The organism is Streptomyces ziwulingensis (genome assembly GCF_039542605.1).
GTDB lineage: Bacteria > Actinomycetota > Actinomycetes > Streptomycetales > Streptomycetaceae > Streptomyces > Streptomyces ziwulingensis.
In genome coordinates this window covers 200,315-225,983 of record NZ_BAABIG010000026.1, presented here as the reverse complement: position 1 = coordinate 225,983, position 25,669 = coordinate 200,315, and the positions used below count along the sequence as shown (strand labels likewise).

25 protein-coding genes are annotated in these 25,669 nt (G+C 72.1%); 9 read left to right on the top strand and 16 right to left on the bottom strand.

From position 1 onward, the window contains the following. Positions 1 to 173: 173 nt before the first annotated feature. On the bottom strand, positions 174 to 1,082 hold the full coding sequence (locus tag ABEB00_RS16645) for a hypothetical protein (RefSeq protein WP_345620470.1): 909 nt from the start codon (positions 1,080 to 1,082) through the stop codon (positions 174 to 176). A gap of 97 nt (positions 1,083 to 1,179) precedes the next feature. Then, a complete protein-coding gene (locus ABEB00_RS16640) occupies positions 1,180 to 3,267 on the bottom strand; it encodes a LamG domain-containing protein (protein ID WP_345620469.1) in 2,088 nt (695 codons plus the stop codon). A 368-nt stretch (positions 3,268 to 3,635) separates the two neighbouring features. On the opposite strand from ABEB00_RS16640, the gene ABEB00_RS16635 reads away from it, so the two are divergent. After that, positions 3,636 to 4,043 (top strand): YciI family protein, encoded by a 408-nt coding sequence (locus ABEB00_RS16635; RefSeq protein WP_345620467.1) that lies wholly within the window; start codon positions 3,636 to 3,638, stop codon positions 4,041 to 4,043. Between the two features lie 8 nt (positions 4,044 to 4,051). Next, positions 4,052 to 5,248: an RNA polymerase sigma factor gene (locus ABEB00_RS16630; RefSeq protein WP_345620489.1), complete on the top strand. Its 1,197-nt coding sequence runs from the start codon at positions 4,052 to 4,054 to the stop codon at positions 5,246 to 5,248. Between the two features lie 71 nt (positions 5,249 to 5,319). Here the strand turns inward: ABEB00_RS16630 and ABEB00_RS16625 are convergent, their stop codons facing one another. After that, the gene (locus ABEB00_RS16625; RefSeq protein WP_345620465.1) at positions 5,320 to 6,702 is read right to left on the bottom strand and encodes a glycine--tRNA ligase; all 1,383 of its coding nucleotides are present in this window, start codon (positions 6,700 to 6,702) and stop codon (positions 5,320 to 5,322) included. A 158-nt stretch (positions 6,703 to 6,860) separates the two neighbouring features. On the opposite strand from ABEB00_RS16625, the gene ABEB00_RS16620 reads away from it, so the two are divergent. The 4 genes from ABEB00_RS16620 to ABEB00_RS16605 all read left to right on the top strand — a co-directional run bounded on the left by ABEB00_RS16620 (position 6,861) and on the right by ABEB00_RS16605 (position 10,007). Next, on the top strand, positions 6,861 to 7,838 hold the full coding sequence (locus ABEB00_RS16620; RefSeq protein WP_345620464.1) for a zinc ABC transporter substrate-binding protein: 978 nt from the start codon (positions 6,861 to 6,863) through the stop codon (positions 7,836 to 7,838). 26 nt (positions 7,839 to 7,864) lie between these two features. After that, positions 7,865 to 8,632: a metal ABC transporter ATP-binding protein gene (locus tag ABEB00_RS16615; RefSeq protein WP_345620463.1), complete on the top strand. Its 768-nt coding sequence runs from the start codon at positions 7,865 to 7,867 to the stop codon at positions 8,630 to 8,632. Then, positions 8,632 to 9,522: a metal ABC transporter permease gene (locus tag ABEB00_RS16610; RefSeq protein WP_345620462.1), complete on the top strand. Its 891-nt coding sequence runs from the start codon at positions 8,632 to 8,634 to the stop codon at positions 9,520 to 9,522. Before ABEB00_RS16615 ends, ABEB00_RS16610 begins: the two co-directional genes overlap by 1 nt. 71 nt (positions 9,523 to 9,593) lie before the next feature. Continuing rightward, on the top strand, positions 9,594 to 10,007 hold the full coding sequence (locus tag ABEB00_RS16605) for a Fur family transcriptional regulator (protein WP_345620461.1): 414 nt from the start codon (positions 9,594 to 9,596) through the stop codon (positions 10,005 to 10,007). 37 nt (positions 10,008 to 10,044) lie between these two features. On the opposite strand, the gene ABEB00_RS16600 is transcribed toward ABEB00_RS16605, so the two are convergent. From ABEB00_RS16600 to ABEB00_RS16560, 9 genes are all read right to left on the bottom strand, one after another. Next, on the bottom strand, positions 10,045 to 10,875 hold the full coding sequence (locus tag ABEB00_RS16600) for an isoprenyl transferase (RefSeq protein ID WP_345620460.1): 831 nt from the start codon (positions 10,873 to 10,875) through the stop codon (positions 10,045 to 10,047). 12 nt (positions 10,876 to 10,887) lie between these two features. Then, a complete protein-coding gene (recO, locus tag ABEB00_RS16595; protein ID WP_345620459.1) occupies positions 10,888 to 11,634 on the bottom strand; it encodes a DNA repair protein RecO in 747 nt (248 codons plus the stop codon). 21 nt (positions 11,635 to 11,655) lie between these two features. Further along, on the bottom strand, positions 11,656 to 11,871 hold the full coding sequence (locus ABEB00_RS16590) for a hypothetical protein (RefSeq protein ID WP_345620458.1): 216 nt from the start codon (positions 11,869 to 11,871) through the stop codon (positions 11,656 to 11,658). 238 nt (positions 11,872 to 12,109) lie between these two features. Then, positions 12,110 to 13,249, bottom strand: a complete 1,140-nt coding sequence (locus ABEB00_RS16585; RefSeq protein WP_345620456.1) for a hypothetical protein — start codon at positions 13,247 to 13,249, stop codon at positions 12,110 to 12,112. Between the two features lie 93 nt (positions 13,250 to 13,342). After that, the gene (locus tag ABEB00_RS16580; RefSeq protein WP_345620455.1) at positions 13,343 to 14,347 is read right to left on the bottom strand and encodes an SCO2521 family protein; all 1,005 of its coding nucleotides are present in this window, start codon (positions 14,345 to 14,347) and stop codon (positions 13,343 to 13,345) included. Between the two features lies 1 nt (position 14,348). Continuing rightward, positions 14,349 to 15,311, bottom strand: coding sequence for an SCO2522 family protein (locus ABEB00_RS16575; protein WP_345620454.1), 963 nt, complete (start codon positions 15,309 to 15,311; stop codon positions 14,349 to 14,351). A 19-nt stretch (positions 15,312 to 15,330) separates the two neighbouring features. Further along, positions 15,331 to 16,248, bottom strand: a complete 918-nt coding sequence (locus ABEB00_RS16570; RefSeq protein ID WP_345620452.1) for an SCO2523 family variant P-loop protein — start codon at positions 16,246 to 16,248, stop codon at positions 15,331 to 15,333. Between the two features lies 1 nt (position 16,249). Beyond that, the gene (locus ABEB00_RS16565; protein ID WP_345620451.1) at positions 16,250 to 18,091 is read right to left on the bottom strand and encodes an SCO2524 family protein; all 1,842 of its coding nucleotides are present in this window, start codon (positions 18,089 to 18,091) and stop codon (positions 16,250 to 16,252) included. Between the two features lie 55 nt (positions 18,092 to 18,146). Further along, positions 18,147 to 18,899, bottom strand: a complete 753-nt coding sequence (locus tag ABEB00_RS16560) for an SCO2525 family SAM-dependent methyltransferase (RefSeq protein ID WP_345620488.1) — start codon at positions 18,897 to 18,899, stop codon at positions 18,147 to 18,149. A gap of 326 nt (positions 18,900 to 19,225) precedes the next feature. Between ABEB00_RS16560 and ABEB00_RS16555 the strand changes: the two genes are divergently transcribed. Further along, a complete protein-coding gene (locus ABEB00_RS16555; protein ID WP_345620450.1) occupies positions 19,226 to 19,789 on the top strand; it encodes a GNAT family N-acetyltransferase in 564 nt (187 codons plus the stop codon). 34 nt (positions 19,790 to 19,823) lie between these two features. Here the strand turns inward: ABEB00_RS16555 and ABEB00_RS16550 are convergent, their stop codons facing one another. Further along, entirely contained in the window at positions 19,824 to 20,522 is a 699-nt protein-coding gene (locus ABEB00_RS16550; protein ID WP_345620449.1) for a TerB family tellurite resistance protein, read from the bottom strand. A gap of 185 nt (positions 20,523 to 20,707) precedes the next feature. Further along, positions 20,708 to 22,429, bottom strand: coding sequence for a 2-isopropylmalate synthase (gene leuA / locus ABEB00_RS16545; RefSeq protein ID WP_345620448.1), 1,722 nt, complete (start codon positions 22,427 to 22,429; stop codon positions 20,708 to 20,710). Between the two features lie 338 nt (positions 22,430 to 22,767). Here leuA and ABEB00_RS16540 point away from each other — a divergent pair, with 338 nt between their 5' ends. Next, the gene (locus ABEB00_RS16540; RefSeq protein WP_345620447.1) at positions 22,768 to 23,832 is read left to right on the top strand and encodes a M4 family metallopeptidase; all 1,065 of its coding nucleotides are present in this window, start codon (positions 22,768 to 22,770) and stop codon (positions 23,830 to 23,832) included. A 20-nt stretch (positions 23,833 to 23,852) separates the two neighbouring features. Further along, positions 23,853 to 24,119 (top strand): protealysin inhibitor emfourin, encoded by a 267-nt coding sequence (locus ABEB00_RS16535; protein WP_345620446.1) that lies wholly within the window; start codon positions 23,853 to 23,855, stop codon positions 24,117 to 24,119. 99 nt (positions 24,120 to 24,218) lie between these two features. On the opposite strand, the gene era is transcribed toward ABEB00_RS16535, so the two are convergent. Both era and ABEB00_RS16525 read right to left on the bottom strand, forming a co-directional pair. Then, on the bottom strand, positions 24,219 to 25,211 hold the full coding sequence (gene era / locus ABEB00_RS16530; protein WP_345620444.1) for a GTPase Era: 993 nt from the start codon (positions 25,209 to 25,211) through the stop codon (positions 24,219 to 24,221). A gap of 91 nt (positions 25,212 to 25,302) precedes the next feature. After that, positions 25,303 to 25,656, bottom strand: coding sequence for a cytidine deaminase (locus tag ABEB00_RS16525; protein WP_345620443.1), 354 nt, complete (start codon positions 25,654 to 25,656; stop codon positions 25,303 to 25,305). Between the last annotated feature and the right edge of the window lie 13 nt (positions 25,657 to 25,669).

Below are 25,669 nucleotides of genomic sequence, written 5' to 3'. Positions count from 1 at the left end.
CGCGCGGCGAAGTCCGCGGTCCGTACGCCGGTCCGCGCGGCCCCCGCCACGGCACCGGCCGCCGCGCCGGCGGTGGGCGCGGCGCAGCGGGCCAGCAGCCGGGGCCCGGCGAGCACCGCCCCGGCGACGGCCGACGACGCCCCGGCCAGGGACCCTGCCCCGATCACCGCCGCTCAGCCCGTCTTCCGGCTCGCACCGCCGTGCTTCGCCGCCTTCTTGCCCTTGGCGGTGGCCTTGCCCTTGCCTGCGGCTTCCCTGTCCTTGACCGCGGCCTTCTTCTCCTCGCCCGCGGCCTTCCTCTCCTCGTCCGCGGCCTTCCTCTCCTCGCCCGAGGCGGCGTACTTGGCCGAGGCGGCGTGCTTGGCCGCGGTGGCGTGCTTGGCCGCGGTGGCGCTGTGGGTCACGGAGGCGCGCTGGGTGCTGGAGGTGCCCTTCGCGGCGGAGGCGTGGGTCGTGGTGGCGGCGGTACGGGACCGCGCCGCCTTCCGGGCCGCCGAGGTGGACCCCGCCGACGTACCGCTCCGCGTCGCGGCCCCGCTCCGGGCGACGGCGCCGGCGTTCCGCGCGGCGGTGGTGCTCCGGGTCCGCGCGGCGGTCTTGGTCCAGTCGTCGGCCTCCGGGGCACCCTTCCTCGCGGTGCGGGCAGAGGCGGGAGCCGGGGCGGGGGCGGATGCCTTGCGCGTCGTACCGGCGCGCGTCGTACCGGCGCGCGCGGTACCAGCGGCACCGGTACCGCTCTTGACCACCGTGGCGGTCCGCTTCGGCACGACCGTGCGGTCACCGCCCCCGGCGTCGGCGGGGGCGGGCTCCTCCTTCTCGCGCGACTGCGTCAGCCACGCCACCGCCGCTCCGGTGGCCGCGAGGGGCCACTCGACCAGTCCGGCGACGCCCAGCACCCCCGCGCCCGTGTACACGACCATCCGGCGCCCGCGCGGGGAGACCTCCCCGATCCGGTCGAGCACCCCCTCGGCCACCCTGCCGACCGTCCCGGCGCCCGGCACCAGCCGCACCACCGAGACAGCGGCGTGCAGAGGACGCGGCAGCGCCCGCATCGACTCCCGCGCCGGCTTCCGCTCCGCCATGACCGTCCTCCGCACCTGTCCTCGCCCTTGCGAACCTCACCTTCGGTCATGTACGGGTTTTTCGCATTTCGTACGGTCCGGTCGTCGGCGCCCCGGATCAGAGGTCCGGGTGCTCCTCCGGCCCGGCGAGGGTGCGGATCTCGGTCGCCGACAGCACACCGGCGTAGGTGCGCACCTCGTCCACGTCGCCGTCGAGGTGGTGGTCCCCGCCCCGGCCGGCACCGTCGCGGCCGACCTGGAGGGCGCGGTAGGCGTCCCAGGCGTCGGCGGCGGCGTACGGGGCACTGTCGGTGCGGACACCGTCCTGGAAGAGGCGCACCTCGCCGGCCTTGTCGTCGTACTGCACCGCGAAGGTGTGCGCGCCGTCGCCGTAGGGGGCGGTCAGGGTGGTGGTCGCCGCGTCACTGGTGTCGCCGTGGGCGAAGACGGCCTCCCAGCCGGCGCCGGACCCCCGGTAGCGCAGCGTGAAGGCGTCGGCCTCGTCGCCGCCCTGGGCGAACAGCGCCATGTCCTGTTCCGGCGCCCACTGGTGCAGCCGCACCCGCGCGGTGACGGTGTAGCTCCGGGCGGTGTCGACCTGGTGGCCGTCGCTGTCGAGGTGGTCGCCGTCCCCGTCGAGCGAGATGCTGCCCTCGCCGGCCAGCGGATCGGTGGTGTCCAGGTGGGCGTCACCGTAAAGGAGAAGGCTCTGCTGGCCCCAGGCGTCGGGGGTGCCGGTGCTCCCCTCCTCGGTGCGCACGGTGTTCATCGCCCAGTACCCGGTGCGCTGCGGCGTGCGGTGGCCGAGGTCGGCGATCTCCTCGGGCAGTACGACGCGGTCCCAGACCCGGACGTCGGCGAGGTCACCGTGCCAGTTGCCGGTCCAGTGCAGGCCGTCGCTCTCCAGCTCGCGGCCGATCTCCACGTAGCCGAGGGGGAGCCCGTCGGGGACGGCCGCGTCGGCGGAGGCGGCGAGGGCGCCGTCGACGTAGAGCCGCGCGCTGCCCGCCACCGGGTCGTACACGCCCATGAGGTGGGCCCACTCGCCGGGCGTCGGAGCGCCGCCGGTGACCCGGGTCGCACCGCCGGACGCGTCGGGGAGGGAGAAGGTGAAGGACGGCTGTCCGTCCTCGCCGACGGCCGTGCCGAGGGCGTAGTCGGAGGGGGCGATGAAGCCGGTCTGGCTGACCGCCGTCATACCGCGGTCGACGTCCTCGGGGCGCACCCACGCGCTGACGGCGAAGGTCTTCGCCGGGTCGGCGGCCTCGACCTCGGCCCGGAGCCAGCCGTCGTACTCGCCGCCGAGGGTCGCGGCCCCTGTGACCGAGGTGCCGGTGGGGCCTTCGGCGCCGAAGGTGACGCCCTGCCCCGCCCAGGCCGACTGCCCGCCGGACGCCTCCGCGGCGGCCTGCGAACCCGCCGCGTCGTCCAGCTTCCACCGGGCCACGGAGTCGGCGGGCGACGCGATCCGCAGCGTGTACCGGGTGGGCGCGCTGAGGTTCCCGGCCCCGTCCCGCGCCTGGACCTCCAGGATCTTCACCCCCGGGGAGGAGGGCGACAGCCGCACCGTCACCGGGCCGCCGGGTTCCTCCGGCCGCGCCGTCCGCGCCGCTTCGGCGCCGAAGGTGTAGCGGTACTCGACGACGTCGGGGGCGGCGGAGGTGAAGGTGAAGGCGGGGTGGCGTCCCACGGCGTCCGCCCACTCGTCGCCGCCGTCCGGCACGTCGGGAGAGGCGACCCCGGGGGCGGGCGGTACCTGGGTGTCCTTGAGGTACCGGCACCAGCCCTGCTCAGCCGAGTCGCTCCAAGGGCCGTAGCCGTCGGCGTCCTTGGCCCGTACCCGCCAGCTCACCGGCCCGTCCGGGACGGTGTCCGGCACCGTCCAGGAGAACTGCGACCCGCTGGTCTTGGCCCCGGTGCTGAAGCGCAGGCCGCTCGGCGACTCGGAGCCCTCGGTGGTCCGGCTCACCTCGAACTCCGCGCTCACCGGATCACCGTCGGGGTCGCTCAGCACGGCCCGCAGGGTCGGTGCGACCCGTACCGGGGTCGGCGTCACCACGTCACAGGGCGAGCCCTCCGTGGTCAGCCGGTCGAGCGACGGCCGCACCGGCTCCTGCGCGGACAGCGCGAAGGCGGGCAGCGAGGCGCCCGCCACCGCCCCGGCGACCAGAGCGACGGTCAGGACGCGGACGGTGTTTCTCGGCAAGGTGACTCTCGGCAAAGAGTTTCTCGGCAAGGCGTGACTCCCCGGTCGGTCGGTACGGGGGTCCACGGCTGGCAGCGGCATCGAAGCGGGCGGCCCGTTCTCCGGCCCGCCCCGCCGCACAGGCGAACGCCTGCCACCGGCGCCCCACCTGCCCCCGGCGTGACAGTAACCCCAGCGATGGCATGCTCGCCTCACATTTCCGGGGAGGGTGCCCGGGGAGGCGTCCGGCCGTCCGGCGAGGCGTCCGGCGAGAGATCCGGGAAAAAACTTCAGCCGTCCCTGTCGTCGATGTCGAGAACCCGCGTCCCGCTCCGTCCCAGGGGTGAGCGCGGCCACAATGGGCCGCACCCGCACCGAGGAGAGACACCATGGCCAAGTACCTGCTGCTGAAGCACTACCGCGGCGCTCCGGCCTCCGCCAACGACGTGCCCATGGACCAGTGGACGCCGGAGGAGATCTCGGCGCACATGCGGTACATGAACGACTTCGCGGCCCGGCTGGAGGGCACCGGCGAGTTCGTGGAAGGCCAGGCGCTCGCCCCCGAGGGGTCCTGGGTCCGCTACGACGGCGAGGGGCGCCCGCCGGTCACCGACGGCCCGTTCGCCGAGACCAAGGACCTCATCGCCGGGTGGATGGTGATCGACGTCGACAGCCACGAGCGCGCCGTCGAACTGGCCGGGGAGCTGTCGGCGGCCCCGGGCGCGGGCGGCAGGCCGATCCACGAGTGGCTGGAGGTGCGCCCGTTCCTGGCCGCGCCGCCCACCATCACGGAGTGACCTCGTCCGTGGACGACATCCTGCTGAGGAGTCTCACCCCGAGCGTGCTCGCCGTCCTCGGCCGCCGCGGAGCCGGCTTCGCGGCGGCCGAGGACGCGGTGCAGGACGCGCTCGTGGAGGCGGTCCGCACCTGGCCCGCCGACCCGCCGCGCGACCCGAAGGGCTGGCTGGTCACCGTGGCCTGGCGCCGGTTCCTCGACGCGACCCGCGCGGACGCCGCCCGGCGCCGGCGCGAGGACCTCGTCGACGAGGAACCGGTGCCGGGCCCCGCGCCCGCCGTGGACGACACCCTCCAGCTCTACTTCCTCTGCGCCCACCCCTCGCTGACCCCCTCGTCGGCGGTCGCGCTCACCCTGCGCGCCGTCGGCGGGCTCACCACCCGGCAGATCGCCCGCGCCTACCTCGTGCCCGAGGCGACCATGGGACAGAGGATCAGCCGGGCCAAGCGGACCGTCTCCGGGGTGCGGTTCGACCGGCCCGGCGACGTCGCCACCGTGCTGCGCGTCCTCTACCTGGTCTTCAACGAGGGTTACTCCGGTGACGTGGACCTGGCCGCCGAGGCGATCCGGCTCACCCGGCGGCTCGCGGCCCAGGTCCCGCACCCCGAGGTGGCGGGGCTGCTCGCCCTGATGCTGCTCCACCACGCCCGGCGGGCCGCCCGCACCGGCCCCGACGGCCAACTGGTGCCGCTGGCCGAACAGGACCGGAGCCGGTGGGACACGGCGGTGATCGCCGAGGGCGTCGGCATCCTGCGGCGGGCCCTCGCCCGGGACCGGCTGGGCGAGTTCCAGGCCCAGGCCGCCGTCGCGGCGCTGCACGCCGACGCGCCCCGCGCCGAGGAGACCGACTGGGTGCAGATCGTGGAGTGGTACGACGAACTGGTGCGGCTGACCGACAGCCCGGTCGTCCGGCTCAACCGCGCGGTCGCGGTCGGCGAGGCCGACGGCCCCCGCGCCGGGCTGACCGCGCTCGCCGCGCTGGACGACTCCCTGCCCCGGCACACGGCGGTGGCGGCCTGGCTGCACGAGCGCGACGGCGACCTGGTCACGGCGGCCCGCCTGTACGCCGAGGCCGCCCGGAAGGCCCCGAACCTCGCCGAACGCGACCACCTGACCCGCCGGGCCGCCCGCCTCCACCAGCAGGAGAACGAGAACGAGCGGCACGGGCCCGAGCGGCACCCGCACGACAGGCACCGGAACAACTGAGAACCCCCGGCACCGGACCATGAAGGCCCGGCACCGGGGGTCGCGGTCACTGCCGCGGGCTCGGCGCGGCGTCAGGCGCCGATCAGACGCGAGGCCAGGTAGCCCTCGATCTGGTCGAGCGAGATCCGCTCCTGCTTCATCGTGTCGCGCTCGCGCACGGTCACCGCGTTGTCCTCAAGGGTGTCGAAGTCGACCGTGACGCAGTACGGCGTGCCGATCTCGTCCTGGCGGCGGTAGCGGCGGCCGATGGCGCCGGCGTCGTCGAACTCGATGTTCCAGTTCTGCCGCAGCGCCTGGGCGAGCCCCTTGGCCTTCGGGGACAGCTCGGGGTTGCGCGACAGCGGCAGCACGGCGACCTTGACCGGCGCCAGGCGGTGGTCCAGGCGCAGCACGGTCCGCTTCTCCATCTTGCCCTTGGCGTTCGGCGCCTCGTCCTCGATGTAGGCGTCGAGGAGGAATGCCAGCATCGCGCGGCCGACACCGGCCGCGGGCTCGATGACGTAGGGGGTCCAGCGCTCGCCGGCCTCCTGGTCGAAGTAGGAGAGGTCCTGGCCGGAGGCCTTGGAGTGGGCGCCGAGGTCGTAGTCGGTGCGGTTGGCGACGCCCTCCAGCTCACCCCACTCGTTGCCGCCGAACTGGAAGCGGTACTCGATGTCCGCGGTGCGCTTGGAGTAGTGCGAGAGCTTCTCGGCGGGGTGCTCGAACCACCGCATGTTCTCCTCGCGCATGCCGAGACCGGTGTACCAGTTCCAGCGCTGCTCCATCCAGTACTCCTGCCACTGCTCGTCCTCGCCCGGCTTGACGAAGAACTCCATCTCCATCTGCTCGAACTCGCGGGTGCGGAAGATGAAGTTGCCGGGCGTGATCTCGTTGCGGAAGGACTTGCCCATCTGGGCGATGCCGAACGGCGGCTTGCGGCGCGAAGTGGTCTGCACCTGGCCGAAGTTGGTGAAGATGCCCTGCGCGGTCTCGGGCCGCAGGTAGGCCACCGAGCCGGTGTCCTGGGTCGGGCCGAGGTGGGTGGAGAGCAGACCCGAGAACTGCTTGGGCTCGGTGAACTGGCCCTTGTTGCCGCAGTTGGGGCAGTTGATGTCGGCCAGGCCGTTCTCCGGGGCGCGGCCCTTCTTCGCCTCGTACGCCTCTTCCAGGTGGTCCGCGCGGAACCGCTTGTGACAGGCGGTGCACTCGGTCAGCGGGTCCGAGAAGGTGGCGACGTGGCCGGAGGCGACCCAGACCTCGGGGGCGAGGATCACGGACGAGTCGATACCGACGACGTCCTCGCGCGAGGTCACCATGTAGCGCCACCACTGGCGCTTGAGGTTCTCCTTGAGCTCGACACCCAGCGGCCCGTAGTCCCAAGCGGCACGCTGGCCGCCGTAGATCTCACTACAAGGGAAAACGAAGCCACGGCGCTTGCTCAGGCTGACGATGGTGTCGATCTTGTCGGCGGCCACGGTGCTCTCTTCATTACGACGACGGGCGACGAAGCGAGATGCTTCCAGCGAATGCCCCAGGTTACCGGCGGGGCCCGCCCCTCGACCAAATCGGGGGTTCCCCAGGTCACATCCCGGCTTGTTGACAACGGTTTCCAGAATCATTGAAAATGACTGTCATGAACGCACGACGACGTCACATATCCGGCATAGCGGCCGCCGCGGCCGGCGCCCTCGCCCTCGCCACCCTTTCCGCCTGCACCGGCGACAGCGGAGGGACGGGGACCGCGGGCAACACGGAGAAGTTCGATGTCGTCACGTCCTTCTACCCGATGCAGTACCTCGCCGAGCAGATCGGCGGGGACCAGGTGAACGTCACCACCCTGACCGAGCCCGGCCAGGAGCCGCACGACCTGGAACTGAGCACCAAGCAGACCGCCGAGCTGGGCGAGGCGGACGCGGTGCTCTACCTGAAGTCCCTCCAGCCCGCCGTCGACGAGGCCGTCGCCCAGTCCGGCGTCAAGACGAAGATCGACGCGGCCTCGCTGACGAAACTGGCGGACCACGGCGACGTCGAGCACGACCACGCCGGCGAGGAGGAGCACACCGAGGAGGAGCCGGCCGAGGAGAGCGGCTCCCTCGACCCGCACGTCTGGCTGGACCCGGTGAAGTACGCCGAGATCGCCGCCGGCGTCGCCAAGTCCTTCGAGCGGGCCGACCCGGACCACGCGGCGCGGTACGAGAAGAACGCCGCGGTCCTGGCGAAGAAGCTCGCCGACCTGGACACGGCGTACGCGGACGGCCTGAAGACCACCGACTCCAAGGTCTTCTTCACCAACCACGCCGCCTTCGGCTACCTCGCCGAGCGCTACGGCCTCACCCAGGAGGCCATCAACGGCGTCGACCCGGAGAGCGAGCCCAGCCCCGCCCGGATCAAGGAACTGCAGACCGAGGCCGAGGCCGACGGCGTCACCACCGTCTTCTACGAGACACTGGTCTCCGACAAGACGGCGAAGACCCTCGCCAAGGACGCGGGCCTGAAGACCGATGTCCTGGACCCGCTGGAGGGCATCACCGACAAGTCCGAGGGCAAGGACTACCTCCAGGTCATGGCGTCCAACCTGGAGGCGCTGCGCACCGCCCTCGGCGCCAAGTGACCGACCCCACCGCTACGGAGGACCTCGTGAGCGAGCCCGTCATATCCCTGCGCGGCGTCCGCGCCGAGCTGGGTTCGCGCCTCGTCCTGCGCGGCATCGACCTCACCGTGCACCGCGGTGAGGTCGTCGCGCTGCTGGGCGCCAACGGCTCCGGCAAGTCGACGGCCGTGCGCACCGTCATCGGCCAGGTGCCGGTGACCGCCGGGGAGATCGAGCTGTTCGGCACCCCCCGCCGCCGCTTCGGCGACTGGGCGCGGGTGGGTTACGTCCCGCAGCGCACCACCGCCGCGGGCGGCGTGCCCGCCACGGTCACCGAGGTCGTCTCCTCCGGCCGGCTCTCCCGCACCCGCTTCGGGATCTTCCGCCGGAGCGACCGCGAGGCCGTGAGCCGGGCCCTGGAAGCGGTGGGCATGGCCGACCGCGCCAAGGACTCGGTCGACGCCCTCTCCGGCGGCCAGCACCAGCGGGTGCTGATCGCCCGCGCGCTCGCCTGCGAACCCGAGCTGCTGATCATGGACGAGCCGATGGCCGGCGTCGACCTCGCCAGCCAGGAGGTGCTCGCCGGCACCCTGCGCGAGCAGGTCGCGGCCGGCACCACGGTCCTGCTCGTCCTGCACGAGCTGGGCCCCCTGGAGCCGCTGATCGACCGGGCGGTCGTCCTGCGCGACGGCTGCGTGCTGCACGACGGCCCGCCCCCGAAGGCGGTCGGCCAGCACGCGCTGCCCGGCCACGACCACGTACACCCGCACGCGCCGGCGGGCGCCGAACCGATCCGCACGGGACTGCTGAGCTGATGGAATTCCTGAACTACGCCTTCATGCAGCGGGCACTGCTCGCGGCCGTCCTGGTCGGCATCACCGCCCCGGCCGTCGGCATCTACCTCGTCCAGCGCCGCCAGGCCCTGATGGGCGACGGCATCGGCCACGTCGCGATGACCGGCGTCGGCCTCGGCTTCCTGCTCACCTGGTCCCCGGTGTGGATGGCGACCGTCGTCTCCGTGCTCGGCGCGGTGGTGATGGAGCTGATCCGCTGGTACGGCAGGACCCGCGGCGACATCGCGCTCGCCATGCTCTTCTACGGCGGCATGGCCGGCGGCGTGATGTTCATCAACCTCGCCCCGGGCGGCTCCAACGCCAACCTCACCTCGTACCTGTTCGGTTCGCTCTCCACGGTCTCCGAGTCCGACGTGACCGCGATCCTCCTGCTCGCCGCGTTCGTCGTCCTGATCACCGTGGGGCTGCGCCGCCAGCTCTTCGCGGTCAGCCAGGACGAGGAGTTCGCGCGGGTCACCGGGCTGCCGGTGCGCGCCCTGAACCTGCTGACCGCCGTCACCGCCGCCGTGACCGTGACCGTCGCCATGCGCGTGGTCGGCCTGCTGCTGGTCTCCGCGCTGATGGTGGTCCCGGTCGCCGCCGCCCAGCAGCTCACCCGCAGCTTCGCCGCCACCTTCGCGATCGCCGTCGCCCTCGGCGTGGCCGTGACGATCGGCGGCACGGTCACCTCGTACTACCAGGAGGTGCCGCCCGGCGCGACGATCGTGCTGCTGACCATCGGCGCGTTCATCGTGCTGACCGCGCTGGCCACCCCGCTGGCCCGGCGACGCGCGCGGGCCGCCGCGGCCGGCGACCCGCCGGAGTGCCGGATACCCTCCGGCCGGACCGCGGGCGACGAGGTCGGCGTCTGACCGGCGTCCGGCCCCCCGACAGGCCGGGCTGGCACAATGGGCCCGGCAGAGCCGACGTGAGGAGTCAACCGGTGACCACCGCTGGACCGTCCGTGAAGGGCCGCGCCACCCGGCAGCGGGCCGCCGTGGCCGCGGCCCTCGAAGAGGTCGAGGAGTTCCGCAGCGCCCAGGAGCTGCACGACATGCTCAAGCACAAGGGCGACTCGGTCGGACTCACCACGGTCTACCGCACGCTGCAGTCCCTCGCCGACGCCGGCGAGGTGGACGTCCTGCGCACCGACGAGGGCGAGTCCGTCTACCGCCGCTGCTCCAGCGGCGACCACCACCATCACCTGGTCTGCCGCTCCTGCGGCAAGGCCGTCGAGGTGGAGGGCCCGGCCGTGGAGAAGTGGGCCGAGGCCATCGCCGCCGAACACGGCTACGTGAACGTGGCCCACACCGTGGAGATCTTCGGCACCTGCGCGGAGTGCGCCGCCCGGAAGTGAGCGTCCGGGGGGCCCGCGCCCCCCGGCGGCGCCCCGGCTACGCCTGCTTGCCCTCCATCGCCAGCAACTCCTCGTTGGGGACCGCGCCGCCGAAGCGCCGGTCCCGGGAGGCGAACTCCAGACAGGCCCGCCACAGGTCACGGCGGTCGAAGTCCGGCCACAGGACGTCCTGGAAGACCATCTCGGCGTAGGCGCTCTGCCAGAGCAGGTAGTTGGAGGTGCGCTGCTCGCCGCTGGGCCGCAGGAACAGGTCCACGTCCGGCATGTCCGGGTAGTACAGGTACTTCGCGAGCGTCTTCTCGTTGACCTTCGACGGGTCGAGCCGCCCGGCCCGCACGTCCTCGGCGAGCGCCTGCGCCGCGTCGGCGATCTCCGCCCGGCCGCCGTAGTTCATGCAGAAGTAGAGCGTGAGCCGGTCGTTGTCCTTGGTCTGCTCCTGGGCGACCTGGAGTTCCTTCGCCACCGACTTCCACAGCCTGGGCATCCGCCCCACCCAGCGCACCCGGATGCCCAGTTCGTCCAGGGTGTCGCGGGTCTTGCGGATGAAGTCGCGGTTGAAGTTCATCAGGAAGCGGACCTCGTCGGGTGAGCGCTTCCAGTTCTCGGTGGAGAAGGCGTACAGCGAGATGTTGCGCACCCCGATCTCCACGCCGCCCTGGAGCACGTCGAGCACCCGCTCGGCGCCGACCTTGTGCCCCTCGGTGCGCGGCAGCCCGCGCTCCTTCGCCCAGCGTCCGTTGCCGTCCATGACGATCGCCACGTGCTCCGGGACCAGCTCACCGAGCCGGGGCGGCCGCGCGCCGGACGGGTGCGGCTCCGGCGTCCTGTACTCGCGGCGCTGACGCCCGAGAAACCCGCGTACGGCCATGTCAGTGTTCTCCTACTTCTCGACGTACCGCAGGGAGCGCAGTCCCCGCTCCAGGTGCCAGTGCAGATAGGCGGAGACCAGTCCGCTCCCCTCCCGGACGTACCGCGGTTCGGCGGCGTCCGCCGTGGCCCAGTCTCCCGCAAGCAGCGCGCCCAGCAGATCCAGGGCCTGCGGCGAGGGTACGACGCTGCCGGGCACCCGGCAGTCGACACAGACCGAACCACCCGATCCGACCGAGAAGAAACGGTTCGGACCCGGCATCCCGCACTTCGCGCACTCCCCGAAGGTCGGCGCGTACCCGTTGACGGCGAGCGAGCGCAGCAGGAACGCGTCGAGGATCAGCCCCGGGGCGTGCTCGCCCCGGGCCAGCGTCCGCAGCGCCCCGACGAGCAGCAGGTACTGCTGCACGGCCGGCTCGCCCTCGTGGTCGGTGAACCGCTCCGCCGTCTCCAGCATGACCGTCCCCGAGGTGTACCGGGCGTAGTCGGTCACGATGCCGCCGCCGTACGGCGCGATGGTCTCGCTCTGTGTGCACAGCGGCAGCCCGCGGCCGATCAGCTCACCGCCCCGGGCGAAGAACTGCACGTCGACGTGGGAGAAGGGCTCCAGCCGCGCGCCGAACTTGGACTTCGTGCGGCGTACGCCGCGGGCCACGGCCCGCACCCGGCCGTGGCCGCGGGTGAGGAGGGTGATGATCCGGTCCGCCTCACCCAGCTTCTGGGTGCGCAGCACGATGCCGTCGTCGCGGAACAGACTCATGCGCCCCATTGTCGCCTACGTTCAAGGCACCTCACCGCGGCTGCGTGCGTTGACGTACGCCGTCGCCGCGCAGAGCCGCTCCGCCGCGGTGGCGTGGCGTACGTCGTCCGGTTCGGCGTCCCACTCCCGGCCCCCGCCGTACGGCCGCATCTGCACGTACGGTCCCTCGAACCCCATGACGACGCCGATCCGTCCGCTACGGGTGTCGACGGCGTAGGAGCCGACCGCCGGCGTCACCGCCGTACCGCCGCTCGGGCGCAACGCGCCGGGGCGGGCCCGGGGGACGGCAGGGCGGTTCCGGCCTCGGTGAGTGCCGTGCGCGATTCTTCCACCACGTCCTCCGCTTCCTCGACTTCTTCGACGCAGAGCGCCCTTCGTGTGCCTTCACCCTGCTCCCCCTCCTTTCCGGGTTTTACTCTTCGTATCCCCGCGGTCGCTTTCTGTGTCTACACTCGGACACATACCTCTGGCCGACTCACCCCTGGTCGACCATCCAGGTGCCCTCCTCCTCGTCGTCCACCCGGACCTCCAGCTCGCGCACGCTCATGCCCCCCTCCCACAGCTCCCGGAACCGCTTCATGCAGTCCTGGATGTGCGGCTGGCGGGCGTTGAGCCGGGTGCGGACGTTGACGTCGCGCAGGTCCTGCTCGATCTCGAAGGTGACCTCCTCGTCGTAGACGATGAAGTCGTTGGTGGTGCCGCGCTGGAGGTGCGGCGGCAGTTCGGGCAGGACCGCCACGCGCACGTCGATGTTCAGGGACTCCTGCTCGTCGCAGAGGCGCAGCAGCTTGTCGTCGAGTTCCCGGGCGCTCGGCAGCAGGAACAGCCGGCGCACCGGGATGCCCCGGTCCGCGATCACCTCGCGCTGCGCCTGGAGGTAGCGGCTGGCGGGCTCGCTGTTCCAGAACTCGCGGTCGACGGAGGTGCTGGTGGCGCAGATGGAGTGCTGGGCGGCGTAGGTGAGGGTGAGCATCCAGTCGTGGTTCTCGCCGGGGCACTCGGCGGTGAGGTTGGTCAGGTCGGTGAGATGGCCGACCACCCGTTTCATCTCCATCCGGACGAAGGTGCCGAGGATGGCGGGGCCGGGGGCCAGCACCTCGGCGAAGCTCCCGGCGAGGTCGGGGACGCCGTCCTCGTCGGCGCGGTCCGGCAGGCGCGGGGCGCCCGTCTCCCGTTCCGTCGGGGCGAGGCTCCCCTCGGCCGCCCGGGGCGGCTCCCCGGCGGCGGGCGGCCGGGTGGCGGCCGGCTCCTCCTCGTGGCGCCGCAGGGACTCCCGTACGGTCTCGGCCAGGGTGCGGTGCGCGTCCTGGGAGCGCTGCTCCAGGCGCCGGTCCAGGTCGATCAGGTGCTGGATCAGTACGGTCGCGGCGGCGCAGAGCAGCGCGGCGAGGAACTGCCGCCAGACCGCGGCCTCGGGCCGCAGCAGCGCCGCGACGCTCCAGGCGAGGGCGCCGACGACGAGACCCACCGCCAGCCGGCGTGTCCACCGGCGCCGCGCGGGCCCGGCCACGGGTCCGCCGGTGAGTCTGTCGAGGGCGCGCGCGGGTCCGCTCCGGTCCACCGCGGTGTTCGGGTGGGACGTGTCCTCCGGCTGGGCCGGCTCTGCCGTGCTCATCGTGCTTCTCCCCCCGTAGGGATGCGCTCGATTCGAGTTCGGGGACGTGGGGCGTGCGCGGGGACGTGGCGGGCGTCTGGGGAGGACGCCGGGTCAGGGGGTCAACTCGGCCTCCCGGTGGAGCGAGGGGATCGCGTACAGGGCGAGCTGGTCGCGGACCCGCTGCACCAGCGCCTGCCACTGCCGGGTGAAGCCGGGACGTTCCTCCAGCGTGTGCCAGAGCGGGGCCAGTTCGGCGCTCACCCGGGCGTGGGGCATCCACAGGTGCAGCAGGTGGTCGACGGCCGGGCGCAGGGCGGTGACGACGGCGGGCCGGTCCTCGGCGCCCGGCCCGAGGCGGGCGGGGGCGCGCTGCGGGCCGAGCCGGATGCCGTCCAGCATGTGCACGACGGTGGTGAGCAGCCAGTCGTGCAGGGCGAGGTCGTCGCAGAGCCCGGCGAGGTCGGCGGCCGAAATCCCCTCGGGCACCCGCAGGCGTACGGTGCGCAGCTCGTCCTCGGCGAGGACGAACCGTTCGAGGCTGGGGCCTTCGCCCGGGGCGGCGGGCAGCGCGGCCCAGCGCAGCCGGGTGGGGCGGGAGCGCAGGGGCGGCCGCTGGTCGAGGAGGGGGTGGCGCAGTACCCGGGTGAGGAGGCCGTCGGCGATCAGGCCGAGGTCGAGTTCGCCGCCGCGGGCGCCGTCGAGCACGCCCTGCGCGACGGCCTCGCGCGGCAGCCTCCCGAACGGTTCGACCGTCCCGGGCCGTACCAGGTACTGGCCCCAGGGCCGCCGCCGGTCCGGTCCGGTGGCGGGGAGGCTGACGTACGCGGAGGTCTGCAGGACCCGTCCCTCGGTGAGCGCGGCGCGGGCGGCGACGGTGCCGACGGCGCGGACCCGGGCGCCGTTGGCGCTGGGCAGGGGGCAGTCGACGCCGGTGAGGAGGTCGGGCGAACGCGCGTAGAGGTGGGGACGCTCGGAGAGCAGGACGCGTTCGTCGGCGCGCAGGCCCAGGAGCTGGGCGGCGGCTCTCATGTCCAGGGCCTGCGCGGTGGGCAGCAGGCGGGTGCGGACCTCGCCGCAGGCGAGTACGGCGTCCGCCGGGCCGGCCGCGGGCGGCATGTCAGGGTCCCGCGTAGAAGACGTAGGAGACGCGGTCGGCCACCGAGTCGGGGAGGGGCTCCCGCTCGCCGGCGGCGCGCGCGGCGGCCTGGCCCAGGGCGCCCTGGTCCACGTCGAGCTGGTCGAGGACGACGCGGACGGCGTGTTCGACGGGGAGGAAGCGGGTGGGCAGCACCGAGCAGGTCCGGTAGGCGGCGAAGGGGTCCGCCTTGGGGTTGAGCCGGATCAGCGGGGGCAGTTCGTCCCAGTCGTCGGGGAAGCCGGTGCCGGTGTGCGGCTGGGCGGTGAAGACGGCCTCGCCCTCGTTGCGCAGCAGGCCCAGGCGGGCCAGTTGCCACACCGCGGCGAGAAAGGGGCAGGACCACAGACGGCCGTCGGGGCCGTCGCTCCACAGCTCGACGTCGAGGAAGACGGAGTGGTTGCGGGCGGCGGTCTCCCGGGGCGGCTGCCAGGCCGGGGGCTGCTTCATCGCCTGCGCGGCGCGCGCGGCCGGGCTGCGCTCGCCGTTGGCCAGCCAGCCGGTCTGCGCGGCGGGCGGGCGCAGTCCGTAGCTGCCGGGCGGCGGCGACTCGACGATGCGGCCGGCCACCGCCTCGGCGACCGGCACCTTGCCGCTGACCGCGCAGCTCGACTCGCGGGCCAGGTAGTCGATGGTCAGACCGGCCCGGCCGGCCTCTTCGAGCAGCAGCGGCACGAGTGCGGCGGGGCTGGAGAAGCGGGTGAAGTAGTCGTCGATCAGGAAGCAGGTGGCGATGCGGGGCCGCTTGCCGCCGGCGGGGGCCGGCACGGCGGCCCGGGCGGCCTCCACCCAGGGCCGGACCCGCGCGAAGTGCTGCTCCAGGCGGGGCCGGCCGCCCTCGAAGTCCTCCATGTAGAGGTGGCCCAGTTCCAGCGAGAGGTGGGACAGCGGCACGGCCTGGGTACGCGGCTCGGCGGTGGTCTCGCGGAACACGTCCTGCGTCATCGCGCCCCCCGGAACGACGTCATCGCTGCCCCCAGTACGACTCGTCCGTCAGCCGCCGGGCGATCTCCTCCAGCGCTTCCAGCGTGTCCTTGTTCGCGATCTGCGTGGCGAGCACGTCCTCCTCGGTGATGAGCTGCTCGCGCCACTGGAGGATCGGCTCCAGCGGTACGACGCCGAGGACCACGCTGTCCCCGATGGCGTGCTCGGCGGCGAGCCGGCGCAGCGCCTCGTCGGTGGACTGCATCCAGGCGGCCTGCGCGGACGAGACCTGCGACCAGATCGCGGACTCCGGGTCGGGTACGGCGGCCCGGACGAACCGGACGGCGGCCCGCAGCGCCTCCTCGTCGTGCCCGCGCTCGACACCGCCCCTGATGATGCCGTGTTCCTTGTGGACGAGGCCGGAGGCGGCGATCACGTGCTGCCGGGTCCAGCGGTGGAAGACCAGCCAGCGGAAGGGGACGTTGCGCATCCGGGGGTGGGCGGTGGCCGCGAGGACCAGGTCGACGGCGTAACTGCGGCCGGCGCTGAGGTCGACCACGATCAGGTCGAACTCGCCGTTGAGCCGCAGCAGCAGGTCGACGCAGCGCTCCAGGGCGTCCTCGCCGGTGGCGAACTCGCCGCCGCCGGCGTCGCCGGGGAAGAGGACCAGGCGGCCGGACTGGTTGGGCCACGCCTTCAGCGTCGGGTGCTCGGTCTGCCGCCAGATGTCGATCATGGCGGGTTCGGTGATCTCGCCCTCCAGGTAGGAGTGCAGGCCCCGTTCCGCGACGCCGCGCATGGCGCTGGGGACGTCGAAGACGGCGGCGGCGGTGGGCGAGCCGAAGTCGAAGTCGACGTAGGCCACGTGGTCGCCGTTCAGGGCGCGCTGGTAGGCCAGGTTGGCGCTGGTCACCGAGCGGCCGGTGCCTCCCTTGTCGGAGGCGGCGAAGACGAGCATCTCAGCCCTCCTTCACGCCGGCGTCCCTGGCCTGGGCCAGGGTGTCGAGTTCCTGGAGCACGGGCAGGGTCAGGGCGAAGGCGGTGGCGGGCTGCCTGTCCACCAGGCCGCGGGCCCGGTCGAGGCGGGTCTCGATGCTGCGCATCGCCCGGCCCCGGTTGCCCTCGATGCCGGCCGCCTCCAGTTGTTCCTTGCCGAACAGGTGGGTGGCCTCGCTGAGCAGTTCGCGGGCGAGCTGGGCGAGTTCGTCGCTGGGGATGGGCTGCTGCTCGTACAGGTTGCGGGCGGCGACCAGGCATTCGGTGACGCGCTCGGTGACGCTCCAGGACATCCGGCGGTCCACGTCCCGGGCGTCCGGGTAGACGGCGCGCACGTCGTCCCAGAGGTCGGCGCCCTCACCTCCCTCGACCCGCCGGTGCCACAGGTGCTCGAAGGTCTGCTCGGCGAGGCGCAGCAGCCGCCCCTGCGCGTTGATGTTCTGCGACAGGACGGCGAGTTGGATGATCCGCTTCAGCATCTGCCCCGAGTAGTCGGTCATCCGCCACTGGAGGAGCCCGCCGGAGCGTTCGGAACCGGCGAGCGGCATGGTGACCCCCGGGTGGTGCAGGCGGATCACGGGGTCGTCCTTGGTCATCCGGCTGGTGATCCGGCCCCGGTCGGCGAGGCGCTCCATGACGGCGACGGTGCGGGTGAGGTCGTCGTCGGTGGCGTTCCGGCGGACCAGGTCGTGGACGAGGATGGCGGCGACGGTGAGGGAGAAGTACTCGGACTCCAGTTGCAGTCCGGTGGTCTGCCAGGGCAGGTCCTCCAGGGGCCACCGGTCGGCGCCGAAGCGGGCGATGGTGGACCAGTACTCCTGGCTCAGCTCCCAGCGCAGGCGGAGCGCCTCGGCGAGCTTCTGCTGGTCCTCGTCGAGCAGTCCGAGGGTGAGGGTGCGCTTGGAGAACAGGTCCTGGATGCCGTCCAGGGCGACGACGGTGAAGTACACGTAGGGCAGCCGGTCGGCGATGCCTGGGGGCTGGCCGGGGACCTTGCGGTCCAGGTCGCCGACCTCCGGCGCGTCCCGCACCACGCCCCAGGCCCAGCCGCACTCGAAGAGCTGGCTCTCGTCGCGGATGCTCTCGTCGACCTGGATGCCCCGGGTGAGGCTCTCCACGATCGTGGCGCGCAGCGGGCGGAAGCGGCGGGCGAACTGCTGGAGCACGGACCGCTCGGACTGCCTGCCCTGTCCGATGACCTGGATCAGGCGTCTGCCCTGCTCGGACTCGGCGTCGAAGACGTTCACCGTGAAGGAGCGCAGCAGGCTGATCATCGCGGCGGAGAGCCGGGTGTTGGTGGCCGTTCTCAGCTCGGCGAGCGCCTTGCGCACCTCGGGGCGGGTGGTGGTGGACTCGTAGACCTTGAGGAAGCCGAGGGTGGCCAGGCAGAGGGTGACGGACATGGAGTAGGAGTCCACCACCCCCAACTGTGCTTGGTCGCGCGTGAGTTCGATGCCCGGTTCGGCGGGTTTGAAGTAGTGCCCGCCGGCGAAGGTGGGGCTGTCGTCCGGCCCGGTGTGGGTGCGCATGAACTGGGCCATGGCGGTGATCAGGTTGGGCGGGATGTCCAGCCGGTTGCCGACCGGCTCCAGGACGCGCAGGACGTCCCGCTCGGTGGTGTCCGGCTGGTCCAGCCGGAAGGCGGGCACCTCGGTGGCGGGGTACAGCAGGCAGAGCAGCCGTTCGGCGTCGGCGACGCTGCTCAGGCCGCCCGCGTCCGAGGAGATGAGCTTGCCGTCCTCGAACGAGTGGCGGGCGATCGCCCGCCAGATGTCCAGCAAATGCTGGCGTGGCTTGATCTGCATCCCCGCACCCCTCGCACAGATCCCATTGCCTTGTATGCCGAATTGGTCCCCGTTCCTAGGGGACGGAAACCCTCGAATTCCGTCGCCCCAGAGCGAGCAGCATTCCGTCGTGTCCCTCGCGGACCACATGGTGGAGATCGTGGATCTCCAGCTCGCAGGAGTAGTGCACCAGGCTTTCCTCGACCTCCGCCTCGGTCACCCGGTATGCCGGGAATTTCTGCCCCGCGACACGGTATCCGTCCGAGCCCTTCATGAACGCGGCGGCGAACGGGGCGTCCTTGTCCAGCGCGTTCATGAAACAGCGCACGCCCCGCCCGAACTCCTCGGGGCACTCGGACATCGAGTCGGCGACGAAGAACATCGTCCCGAGGTCCCAGCGCTGCTCCCCGTCCAGGTCGAACAGGTTCTGCCGCTGGACCAGGACGACCTCGTCCAGCCGGTCGCGGGGGACGACCTCCCGGTAAGCCGGGTCCTCACCGAGCACACCCCAGAACGCGTCCCAGGCGTGGTCGAGCCCGCCGGAGGCGATCTGCCGCCGGAGGTACTCGACGTTGGGTGCCGCGTATTCGAGCAGCAGGATCTTCTCGCACCAGGGCAGCATCGCCAGGGCGGGATACATGTTGGCGCCGGCGCCCACGTCGACACCGCGCAACAGCGGGTCGGGCGGGACCCCTTCGAAACAGCGGCTGAAATGATCGCGCATCAACGCCACGATGAGCAGATCGACGGGGAGCGGGGTGCGGTAATTGTCACTGACATACGCCTCTGGATCGAACTTCGACCACGGTGCGTCGGCGTTGCGATCCATAGTCACCCTGCCGTTTCCATTCATCTTCCGACATGATCCAGTGCCGTTGCGATGTTCATGGACACCCGCAGAGAGAAACGGCACATGTTTGTTTGCACCGTAAAGCACGGCAACTCCCGTGCACAGCACGGAATACGCCAGTCCTGATCTGCCGGTCGCACGTCGGGCGCATCGTTGCACACCCGAACTCCCGCTTGCCTGGCGGGAGTTGGTGGCTCACTCTAGCCAGAAGGCGTCACCGGCCGCCACACAACTCAGTTTTCTCTATCGTGTGAAATCGCGGTCGCCAAGTTGACGTCTGATCCGTAGTGCCGACTGGGGGTGGCATGACCGCCGAACCGCTGGAGCGTTTCCTCGATCGTCCCGCACAGCTCAAGGAGCCGGAGAGAACCCTGCTCCCCCGGCTGCCGGACGCCACGCCGCTGATCCTCCGGACGGCACGAGGGGACGACCTGCCCGAACTGTGCCGCCTCGACAAGGAGGTCTTCCAGGAGGTCGCGTACCCGGAGTTCCTCCTGCGCCAGATGTACGACATGTACGCCGACCACCTGCTCGTACTGGACGACGGCACCGGCAGACTGCGCGGCTACGTCCTGGCCGGCACCACCCGCCTGGACCGCGGCAGTTGGATCCTCGGCCTGTGCGTCATCCAGGACCAGCGCAGGAACGGTCTGGGCCGGGAGCTGATGGTGGAGGTCCTGGACCGGCTGCGCGGGTGCGGCATCGAGCAGGTGCGCCTCACCGTGGAGCCCGCCAACCGCGCCGCGATCCTGCTCTACCGGGGTCTCGGCTTCGTTCCCGAGGAACCCGACGGCGGGCTGCGGCGGGACTACTTCGGCCCCGGCATGGACCGGCTGGTGCTCCGCCTGGACCTCACCCCGGCCGGCTGAGCGGGCGGCGGCCCGGCCCGGCCCGGCCCGTCGCTCAGGACGGTGTCCGGGCCGCCGCCGCCAGGAGCCGGGTCACGTCCTCGGAGCAGATCGTCAGGGCGGCGCCCACGGTGGCGAGGGCGTCGCGCTCGGCGGGGGTGTAGGGCCCGTCGGCGAGCGCGATCCGGGCGCCCTGCAGCAGGATCGCCTCGCGGCCCGCGGCGGCCAGGTGCGGGGCGAGCGGGTCGAGGGCCTCGTGCAGCTCTATGGCGAGGCCGGGACCGCAGGGCTCGCCGCAGATCCGGCCGGTGTCCGCGGCGAGCGCCACCACCAGGGCGTCGAGCTGCTCCTCGGTGCAGTCGTCGAACCCCGCCGCGCGCACCGCCGCGGCCGCCGCCTCCAGCGAGGCGCGGGAGCAGGTGGAGCCGGCGGCCAGCACCGCGAGCGCGACCGTGTGCACGGCGTCCCGGAGCATCGCGGAGAAACGCGTGGTGGTCGGGTGGTCCAGGACGTCCATGCCGAAGTGCCGGCGGCAGGCGGCGCACTCCACGGCCGGGCCGCACTCGCCGCGGGGCAGCACCGGCACCCCGAGCAGCGTGAAGCGGCGGCGGCCGGTGAGCCGCTGGTAGTTGCGGTCGCCCCCGCAGCCGGGGCAGAAGAACTCGCCGTCGCCGACCGGCGTCCAGGCGGTACGGGTGCCCAGGATGCGCGGCCGCCGGGCAGCTCGGCCGTTTCGTCCCCGTTCAGGCAGCACGTCGCACCTCCGTTACCGCGCGGCAACATCGCCGCGCCTCCGTGATGTTAGCCACACGCTCGTCGTGGAGTCAGTACCCCGGAAGAGACCTTTCCGTGACCTGCACACCCGAAGTGGCCGGTAAGCGACGGGGCCCCGTCGGCCGCTGGGCGGCAGACGGGGCCCCAAACCACCGATGCGGCTGGTCAGCGAGTCGCGCGGTTGACGGCGGAGACGACCGCCTTCAGCGAGGCACGCGTGGTGTTCGCGTCGATTCCGATCCCCCACAGCACCTTGTCGCCGATCGCGCACTCGATGTAGGAGGCGGCCTGCGCGGAGGCGCCCTCGCTCATCGTGTGCTCCTGGTAGTCCAGCAGGCGCACGTCGACGCCGACGGACTGCAGGGCCTCGAAGAAGGCCGAGATCGGGCCGTTGCCGGAGCCGGTCAGGACGGTGTCGGCGCCGTCGACGGTGGCCTCGACGGTGAGCGTGTCGACGCCGTCCCGGTCGGTCGTGGTCTGGCCGGCCTTGACCTGCACGCGCCCCCAGGGGTTCTCGGGGTTGGGCAGGTACTCGTCCTGGAAGACGTCCCAGATCGCCGTCGGCGTGATCTCGCCGCCCTCGGCGTCCGTCTTCGCCTGGATGATCCGGGAGAACTCGATCTGCATCCGGCGCGGCAGGTCCAGCTTGTGGTCGTTCTTCAGGACGTAGGCGACGCCGCCCTTGCCGGACTGCGAGTTGACCCGGATGACCGCCTCGTAGGAGCGGCCGACGTCCTTGGGGTCGATCGGCAGGTACGGAACGGCCCATTCGAGGTCGTCGACGGTGACGCCGCGGGCCTCGGCGTCGGCCTCCATCGCGTCGAAGCCCTTCTTGATGGCGTCCTGGTGGGAGCCGGAGAAGGACGTGTAGACCAGGTCGCCCACGTACGGGTGGCGCGGGTGGACCTCCATCTGGTTGCAGTACTCCCACGTACGGCGGACCTCGTCGATGCCGGAGAAGTCGATCTGCGGGTCGACGCCCTGGGAGAACAGGTTCATGCCCAGGGTGACCAGGTCGACGTTGCCGGTGCGCTCGCCCTGCCCGAACAGGCAGCCCTCGACGCGGTCGGCGCCGGCCATCACGGCCAGTTCGGCCGCCGCCACCGCCGTACCGCGGTCGTTGTGGGGGTGGACGGAGAGCACGACGTGCTCGCGGCGGGACAGGTGGCGGTGCATCCACTCGAAGCGGTCCGCGTGCGTGGAGGGCGTGGAGCGCTCCACGGTGGCGGGCAGGTTCAGGATGATCTCCCGGTCCGGGCCGGGCCGGTAGACGTCCATCACCGCCTCGCAGACCTCCAGCGCGAAGTCCAGCTCGGTGTCGGTGAAGATCTCCGGGCTGTACTGGTAGCCGAAGACGGTCTCGGGGCCCAGCAGCTTCTCGGCGTACTCCATCACCAGGCGGGTGCCGTCGACGGCGATCTGCTTGATGTCGTCCTTGGAGCCGCGGAAGACGACCCGGCGGAAGACCGGCGCGGTGGCGTTGTACAGGTGGACGGTGGCGCGCCGGGCGCCCCGCAGGGACTCCACCGTCCGCTCGATCAGGTCCTCACGGGCCTGGGTCAGTACGGAGATGGTGACGTCGTCCGGGATGGCGTCCGGGTCCTCGATGATCGAGCGGACGAAGTCGAAGTCGGTCTGGCCGGAGGCCGGGAAGCCGACCTCGATCTCCTTGTAGCCCATCTTGACCAGCAGGTCGAACATGGCGCGTTTGCGGGCGGGCGACATGGGGTCGATCAGCGCCTGGTTGCCGTCGCGCAGGTCGGTGGAGAGCCAGCGGGGGGCGGCGGTGATACGCCGGTCCGGCCAGGTGCGGTCGGGGATCTCGACCTGCTGGTAGCCGCGGTACTTGCCGGTCGGCATGGAACTGGGCTGCTGGCGATTGACCATGAGTGCGTGGGCTCCTCGTGATGTCCGCGGTGTCCGCGTGTGACGGAAGGACGGCCGACGGCGCAACACGAAGCTCCGCGGGGAGGGAGTCGGCCTCGACTACAGGCCCTCGCCGCGGCAGCTAAGGAGAAGCAGCCCGAAACGCATGGTGCTCCGCAGCCTAGCCGAGCCGTGCCGCCCACGCGGGGTCGTATCAGTATGCGGGACCGGGAGAGAAACCGGGACATAAAGTGCCGCATACCACTTCAGGGGGGCCGGGAGCCCGCGACACGCGCGCATTTCATCAATCATGGTGGCGACTAGTGACAGTCACGTCACACAGTGCGATGGTGCCGGACATGACCGACAACGGGGGCTTCACGCCCGTCTTCTGCACCATCATCCCGCCCCACGTCCTCGACCGGCTCGCCCAGGCCGACGACCCCGCGCTGGCCGGCCCGGCCCGCCGCACCCTCCAGCGCGACGCCTACGAGCGCACCCAGCGCCGGCTGACCACGGTGATCGGCGCCACCGCCGCCACCACGGCCGCCGCCTCCGGCGCCCCGCAGCGCACCGTCTACGACGCCGGGCACCGCACCTCCCTGCCGGGCCGGAAGGTGCGCGGCGAGGGCGCCGAACCCGGCCAGGACGCCACCGTCAACCGCGCCTACGCGGGCCTCGGCGCCACCTTCGAGCTGCTGCTCACGGCCTACGGACGGGACAGCATCGACGGCGCCGGGCTGCCGCTGGACGCGACCGTGCACTACGACGAGGAGTACAACAACGCCTTCTGGAACGGCGAGCAGATGGTCTTCGGCGACGGCGACGGCGAGATCTTCCTCGACTTCACCCTGCCCGTCGACGTCATCGGCCACGAACTCGTCCACGGCGTCACCCAGTACACGGCGAACCTGACCTACTTCGGCCAGCCCGGCGCCCTCAACGAGTCGGTGTCGGACGTCTTCGGCGCCCTCATCAAGCAGTACACGCTGCGGCAGAGCGCCACCGAGGCCGACTGGCTGATCGGCGCGGGCCTGCTCGCGCCGCGCGTCACCGGGGTCGCGCTGCGCTCGATGAAGGAGCCCGGCACGGCGTACGACGACGACGTCCTCGGCAAGGACCCGCAGCCCGCGACGATGGACGACTACGTCACCACCGGCCGCGACAACGGCGGCGTGCACATCAACTCGGGCATCCCCAACCACGCCTTCTACCTGCTGGCGACCGCCCTCGGCGGCCACGCCTGGGAGCGGGCCGGGCAGGTCTGGTACGACGCCCTGACCGGCGGCGAGCTGAAGCAGGACGCGCTGTTCACGGACTTCGCGAAGCTGACGGTGAAGGCCGCCCGGGAGCGGTACGGCGACGGCGAGGAACTGGACGCGGTGGGCAAGGCGTGGGAACAGGTCGGGGTGCGCACGGTGTAGTTCCGTACTAGACACGACCCATGCGGATTCAGGTGAGGCGTACAGGAGGCTTCGCGGGCATCGAACGCCACGCGGAGGTGGACACCGCGGACCGTCCGGACGCGCCGGAGTGGCACGCGCTGGCCGAGCGGGCCGTCGCGCAGGGCCGGGACACCCCGCCCCCCGGCGTACCGGACGGCTTCGGTTACGAGATCACCGTGGACGGCCGCACGGTGTACGCCGCCGACCCGCGGCTGACCGAGGAGCAGCGCGGCCTGATCTCCCGGGTGCTGAAGGAGGGAGCCTGAGCCCGGTGTGCGGCCCGCGCGACGGGCCGGCCGGGGCGGCGCCGGCCGGGCGGGTCCGCGACGCCGGCGAACGGCCGCCTGACCCGCCCTCCCCGGGGGTCAGAACCCCAGCCGCCGCAACTGCTTCGGGTCCCGCTGCCAGTCCTTGGCGACCTTGACGTGCAGGTCGAGGAAGACCGGCGTGCCGAGAAGAGCCTCGATCTGCTTGCGGGACTTGATGCCGACGTCCTTCAGCCGCTTTCCCTTGGGGCCGATGATGATCCCCTTCTGGCTGGGGCGCTCGATGAAGACGTTGGCGTGGATGTCGAGGAGCGGCTTGTCGGCGGGGCGGTCCTCGCGCGGCAGCATCTCCTCCACCACCACGGCGATGGAGTGCGGCAGCTCGTCGCGGACGCCCTCCAGCGCGGCCTCGCGGATCAGCTCGGCGACCATGACCTGCTCGGGCTCGTCGGTGAGGTCGCCCTCGGGGTAGAGGGCGGGTCCCTCCGGCATGAGCGGGACGAGCAGGTCGGCCACCAGGTCCACCTGCTGGTTCGCGGTGGCGGAGACCGGGACGATCTCGGCCCAGGCGATGCCCAGCTCCTGTCCGAGCTGGTCGATCGCGATGAGCTGCTCGGCGAGGGTGCGGCCGTCCACCAGGTCGGTCTTGGTGACGATGGCGACCTTCGGGGTCTTCTTGATCCCGGCCAGTTCCTTGGCGATGAACCGGTCGCCGGGCCCGAGCTTCTCGTTCGCGGGCAGGCAGAAGCCGATCACGTCGACCTCGGCCCAGGTGGTGCGCACCACGTCGTTCAGCCGCTCGCCGAGCAGGGTGCGCGGCTTGTGCAGGCCGGGGGTGTCGACCAGGATCAACTGGGCGCCCGGCCGGTGCACGATCCCCCGCACGGTGTGCCGGGTCGTCTGCGGGCGGTTGGAGGTGATCGCCACCTTCTGCCCTACCAGAGCGTTCGTGAGGGTGGACTTGCCCGCGTTGGGACGGCCCACGAAGCAGGCGAAGCCCGCCCGATGGGCTCCCGCTGCCTCAAGGGCGTGGGAGGTGCCCCCATCCTCGGACATTTCCGACGGCTCGGATGACTGACTGCGCACGCTCATGGCGCCCATTGTCCCTGATCCACAGACCGCCGCCGCACAGCACCGCAAACAGGCGCCCGAACGCGGCCGCGACCGGCGCTCCCGGGGGTCTTCAGCCGGCGGTGACCGTCGCCCGTACCGTCCCGTCCGGGGCCGCCACCAGCACCGGCGTGCGAGGACCGCCCAGGTCCCGCACGGCCGCCCGGTCCTCGTCCGTCGCGGTCTCCGCGCCGGTCACCACGGCCGCCGCCTCCAGGGAGGCCGCGCCGGAGGCCACCGCCATCGCCACCGCCGTGCGCAGCGCGCTGAGTTTCAGCGACGGGAGGTCGACGGTGCCGGCGACGTACGTCCGTCCGGTCTCGTCCCGCACGGCGGCCCCCTCGGCCACCTGGTTGCGGGCCCGGGCCGAACGGGCCAGGGTGACGATCTTGCGGTCCTCGGGATCGAGCGCGCTGCTGTCGGTCATGATCCGAGCATAC

Coding starts and splice junctions, on each gene's coding strand:
- ABEB00_RS16525 (WP_345620443.1), bottom strand. CDS start 25,656: ATGACCGACAGCAGCGCGCTCGATCCCGAGGACCGCAAGATCGTCACC.
- ABEB00_RS16570 (WP_345620452.1), bottom strand. CDS start 16,248: ATGCTCGTCTTCGCCGCCTCCGACAAGGGAGGCACCGGCCGCTCGGTG.
- ABEB00_RS16565 (WP_345620451.1), bottom strand. CDS start 18,091: ATGCAGATCAAGCCACGCCAGCATTTGCTGGACATCTGGCGGGCGATC.
- ABEB00_RS16635 (WP_345620467.1), top strand. CDS start 3,636: ATGGCCAAGTACCTGCTGCTGAAGCACTACCGCGGCGCTCCGGCCTCC.
- ABEB00_RS16575 (WP_345620454.1), bottom strand. CDS start 15,311: ATGACGCAGGACGTGTTCCGCGAGACCACCGCCGAGCCGCGTACCCAG.
- ABEB00_RS16620 (WP_345620464.1), top strand. CDS start 6,861: ATGAACGCACGACGACGTCACATATCCGGCATAGCGGCCGCCGCGGCC.
- ABEB00_RS16555 (WP_345620450.1), top strand. CDS start 19,226: ATGACCGCCGAACCGCTGGAGCGTTTCCTCGATCGTCCCGCACAGCTC.
- recO (WP_345620459.1), bottom strand. CDS start 11,634: ATGAGTCTGTTCCGCGACGACGGCATCGTGCTGCGCACCCAGAAGCTG.
- ABEB00_RS16580 (WP_345620455.1), bottom strand. CDS start 14,347: ATGCCGCCCGCGGCCGGCCCGGCGGACGCCGTACTCGCCTGCGGCGAG.
- ABEB00_RS16535 (WP_345620446.1), top strand. CDS start 23,853: ATGCGGATTCAGGTGAGGCGTACAGGAGGCTTCGCGGGCATCGAACGC.
- ABEB00_RS16600 (WP_345620460.1), bottom strand. CDS start 10,875: ATGGCCGTACGCGGGTTTCTCGGGCGTCAGCGCCGCGAGTACAGGACG.
- ABEB00_RS16540 (WP_345620447.1), top strand. CDS start 22,768: ATGACCGACAACGGGGGCTTCACGCCCGTCTTCTGCACCATCATCCCG.
- ABEB00_RS16560 (WP_345620488.1), bottom strand. CDS start 18,899: ATGGATCGCAACGCCGACGCACCGTGGTCGAAGTTCGATCCAGAGGCG.
- leuA (WP_345620448.1), bottom strand. CDS start 22,429: ATGGTCAATCGCCAGCAGCCCAGTTCCATGCCGACCGGCAAGTACCGC.
- era (WP_345620444.1), bottom strand. CDS start 25,211: ATGAGCGTGCGCAGTCAGTCATCCGAGCCGTCGGAAATGTCCGAGGAT.
- ABEB00_RS16645 (WP_345620470.1), bottom strand. CDS start 1,082: ATGGCGGAGCGGAAGCCGGCGCGGGAGTCGATGCGGGCGCTGCCGCGT.
- ABEB00_RS16610 (WP_345620462.1), top strand. CDS start 8,632: ATGGAATTCCTGAACTACGCCTTCATGCAGCGGGCACTGCTCGCGGCC.
- ABEB00_RS16585 (WP_345620456.1), bottom strand. CDS start 13,249: ATGAGCACGGCAGAGCCGGCCCAGCCGGAGGACACGTCCCACCCGAAC.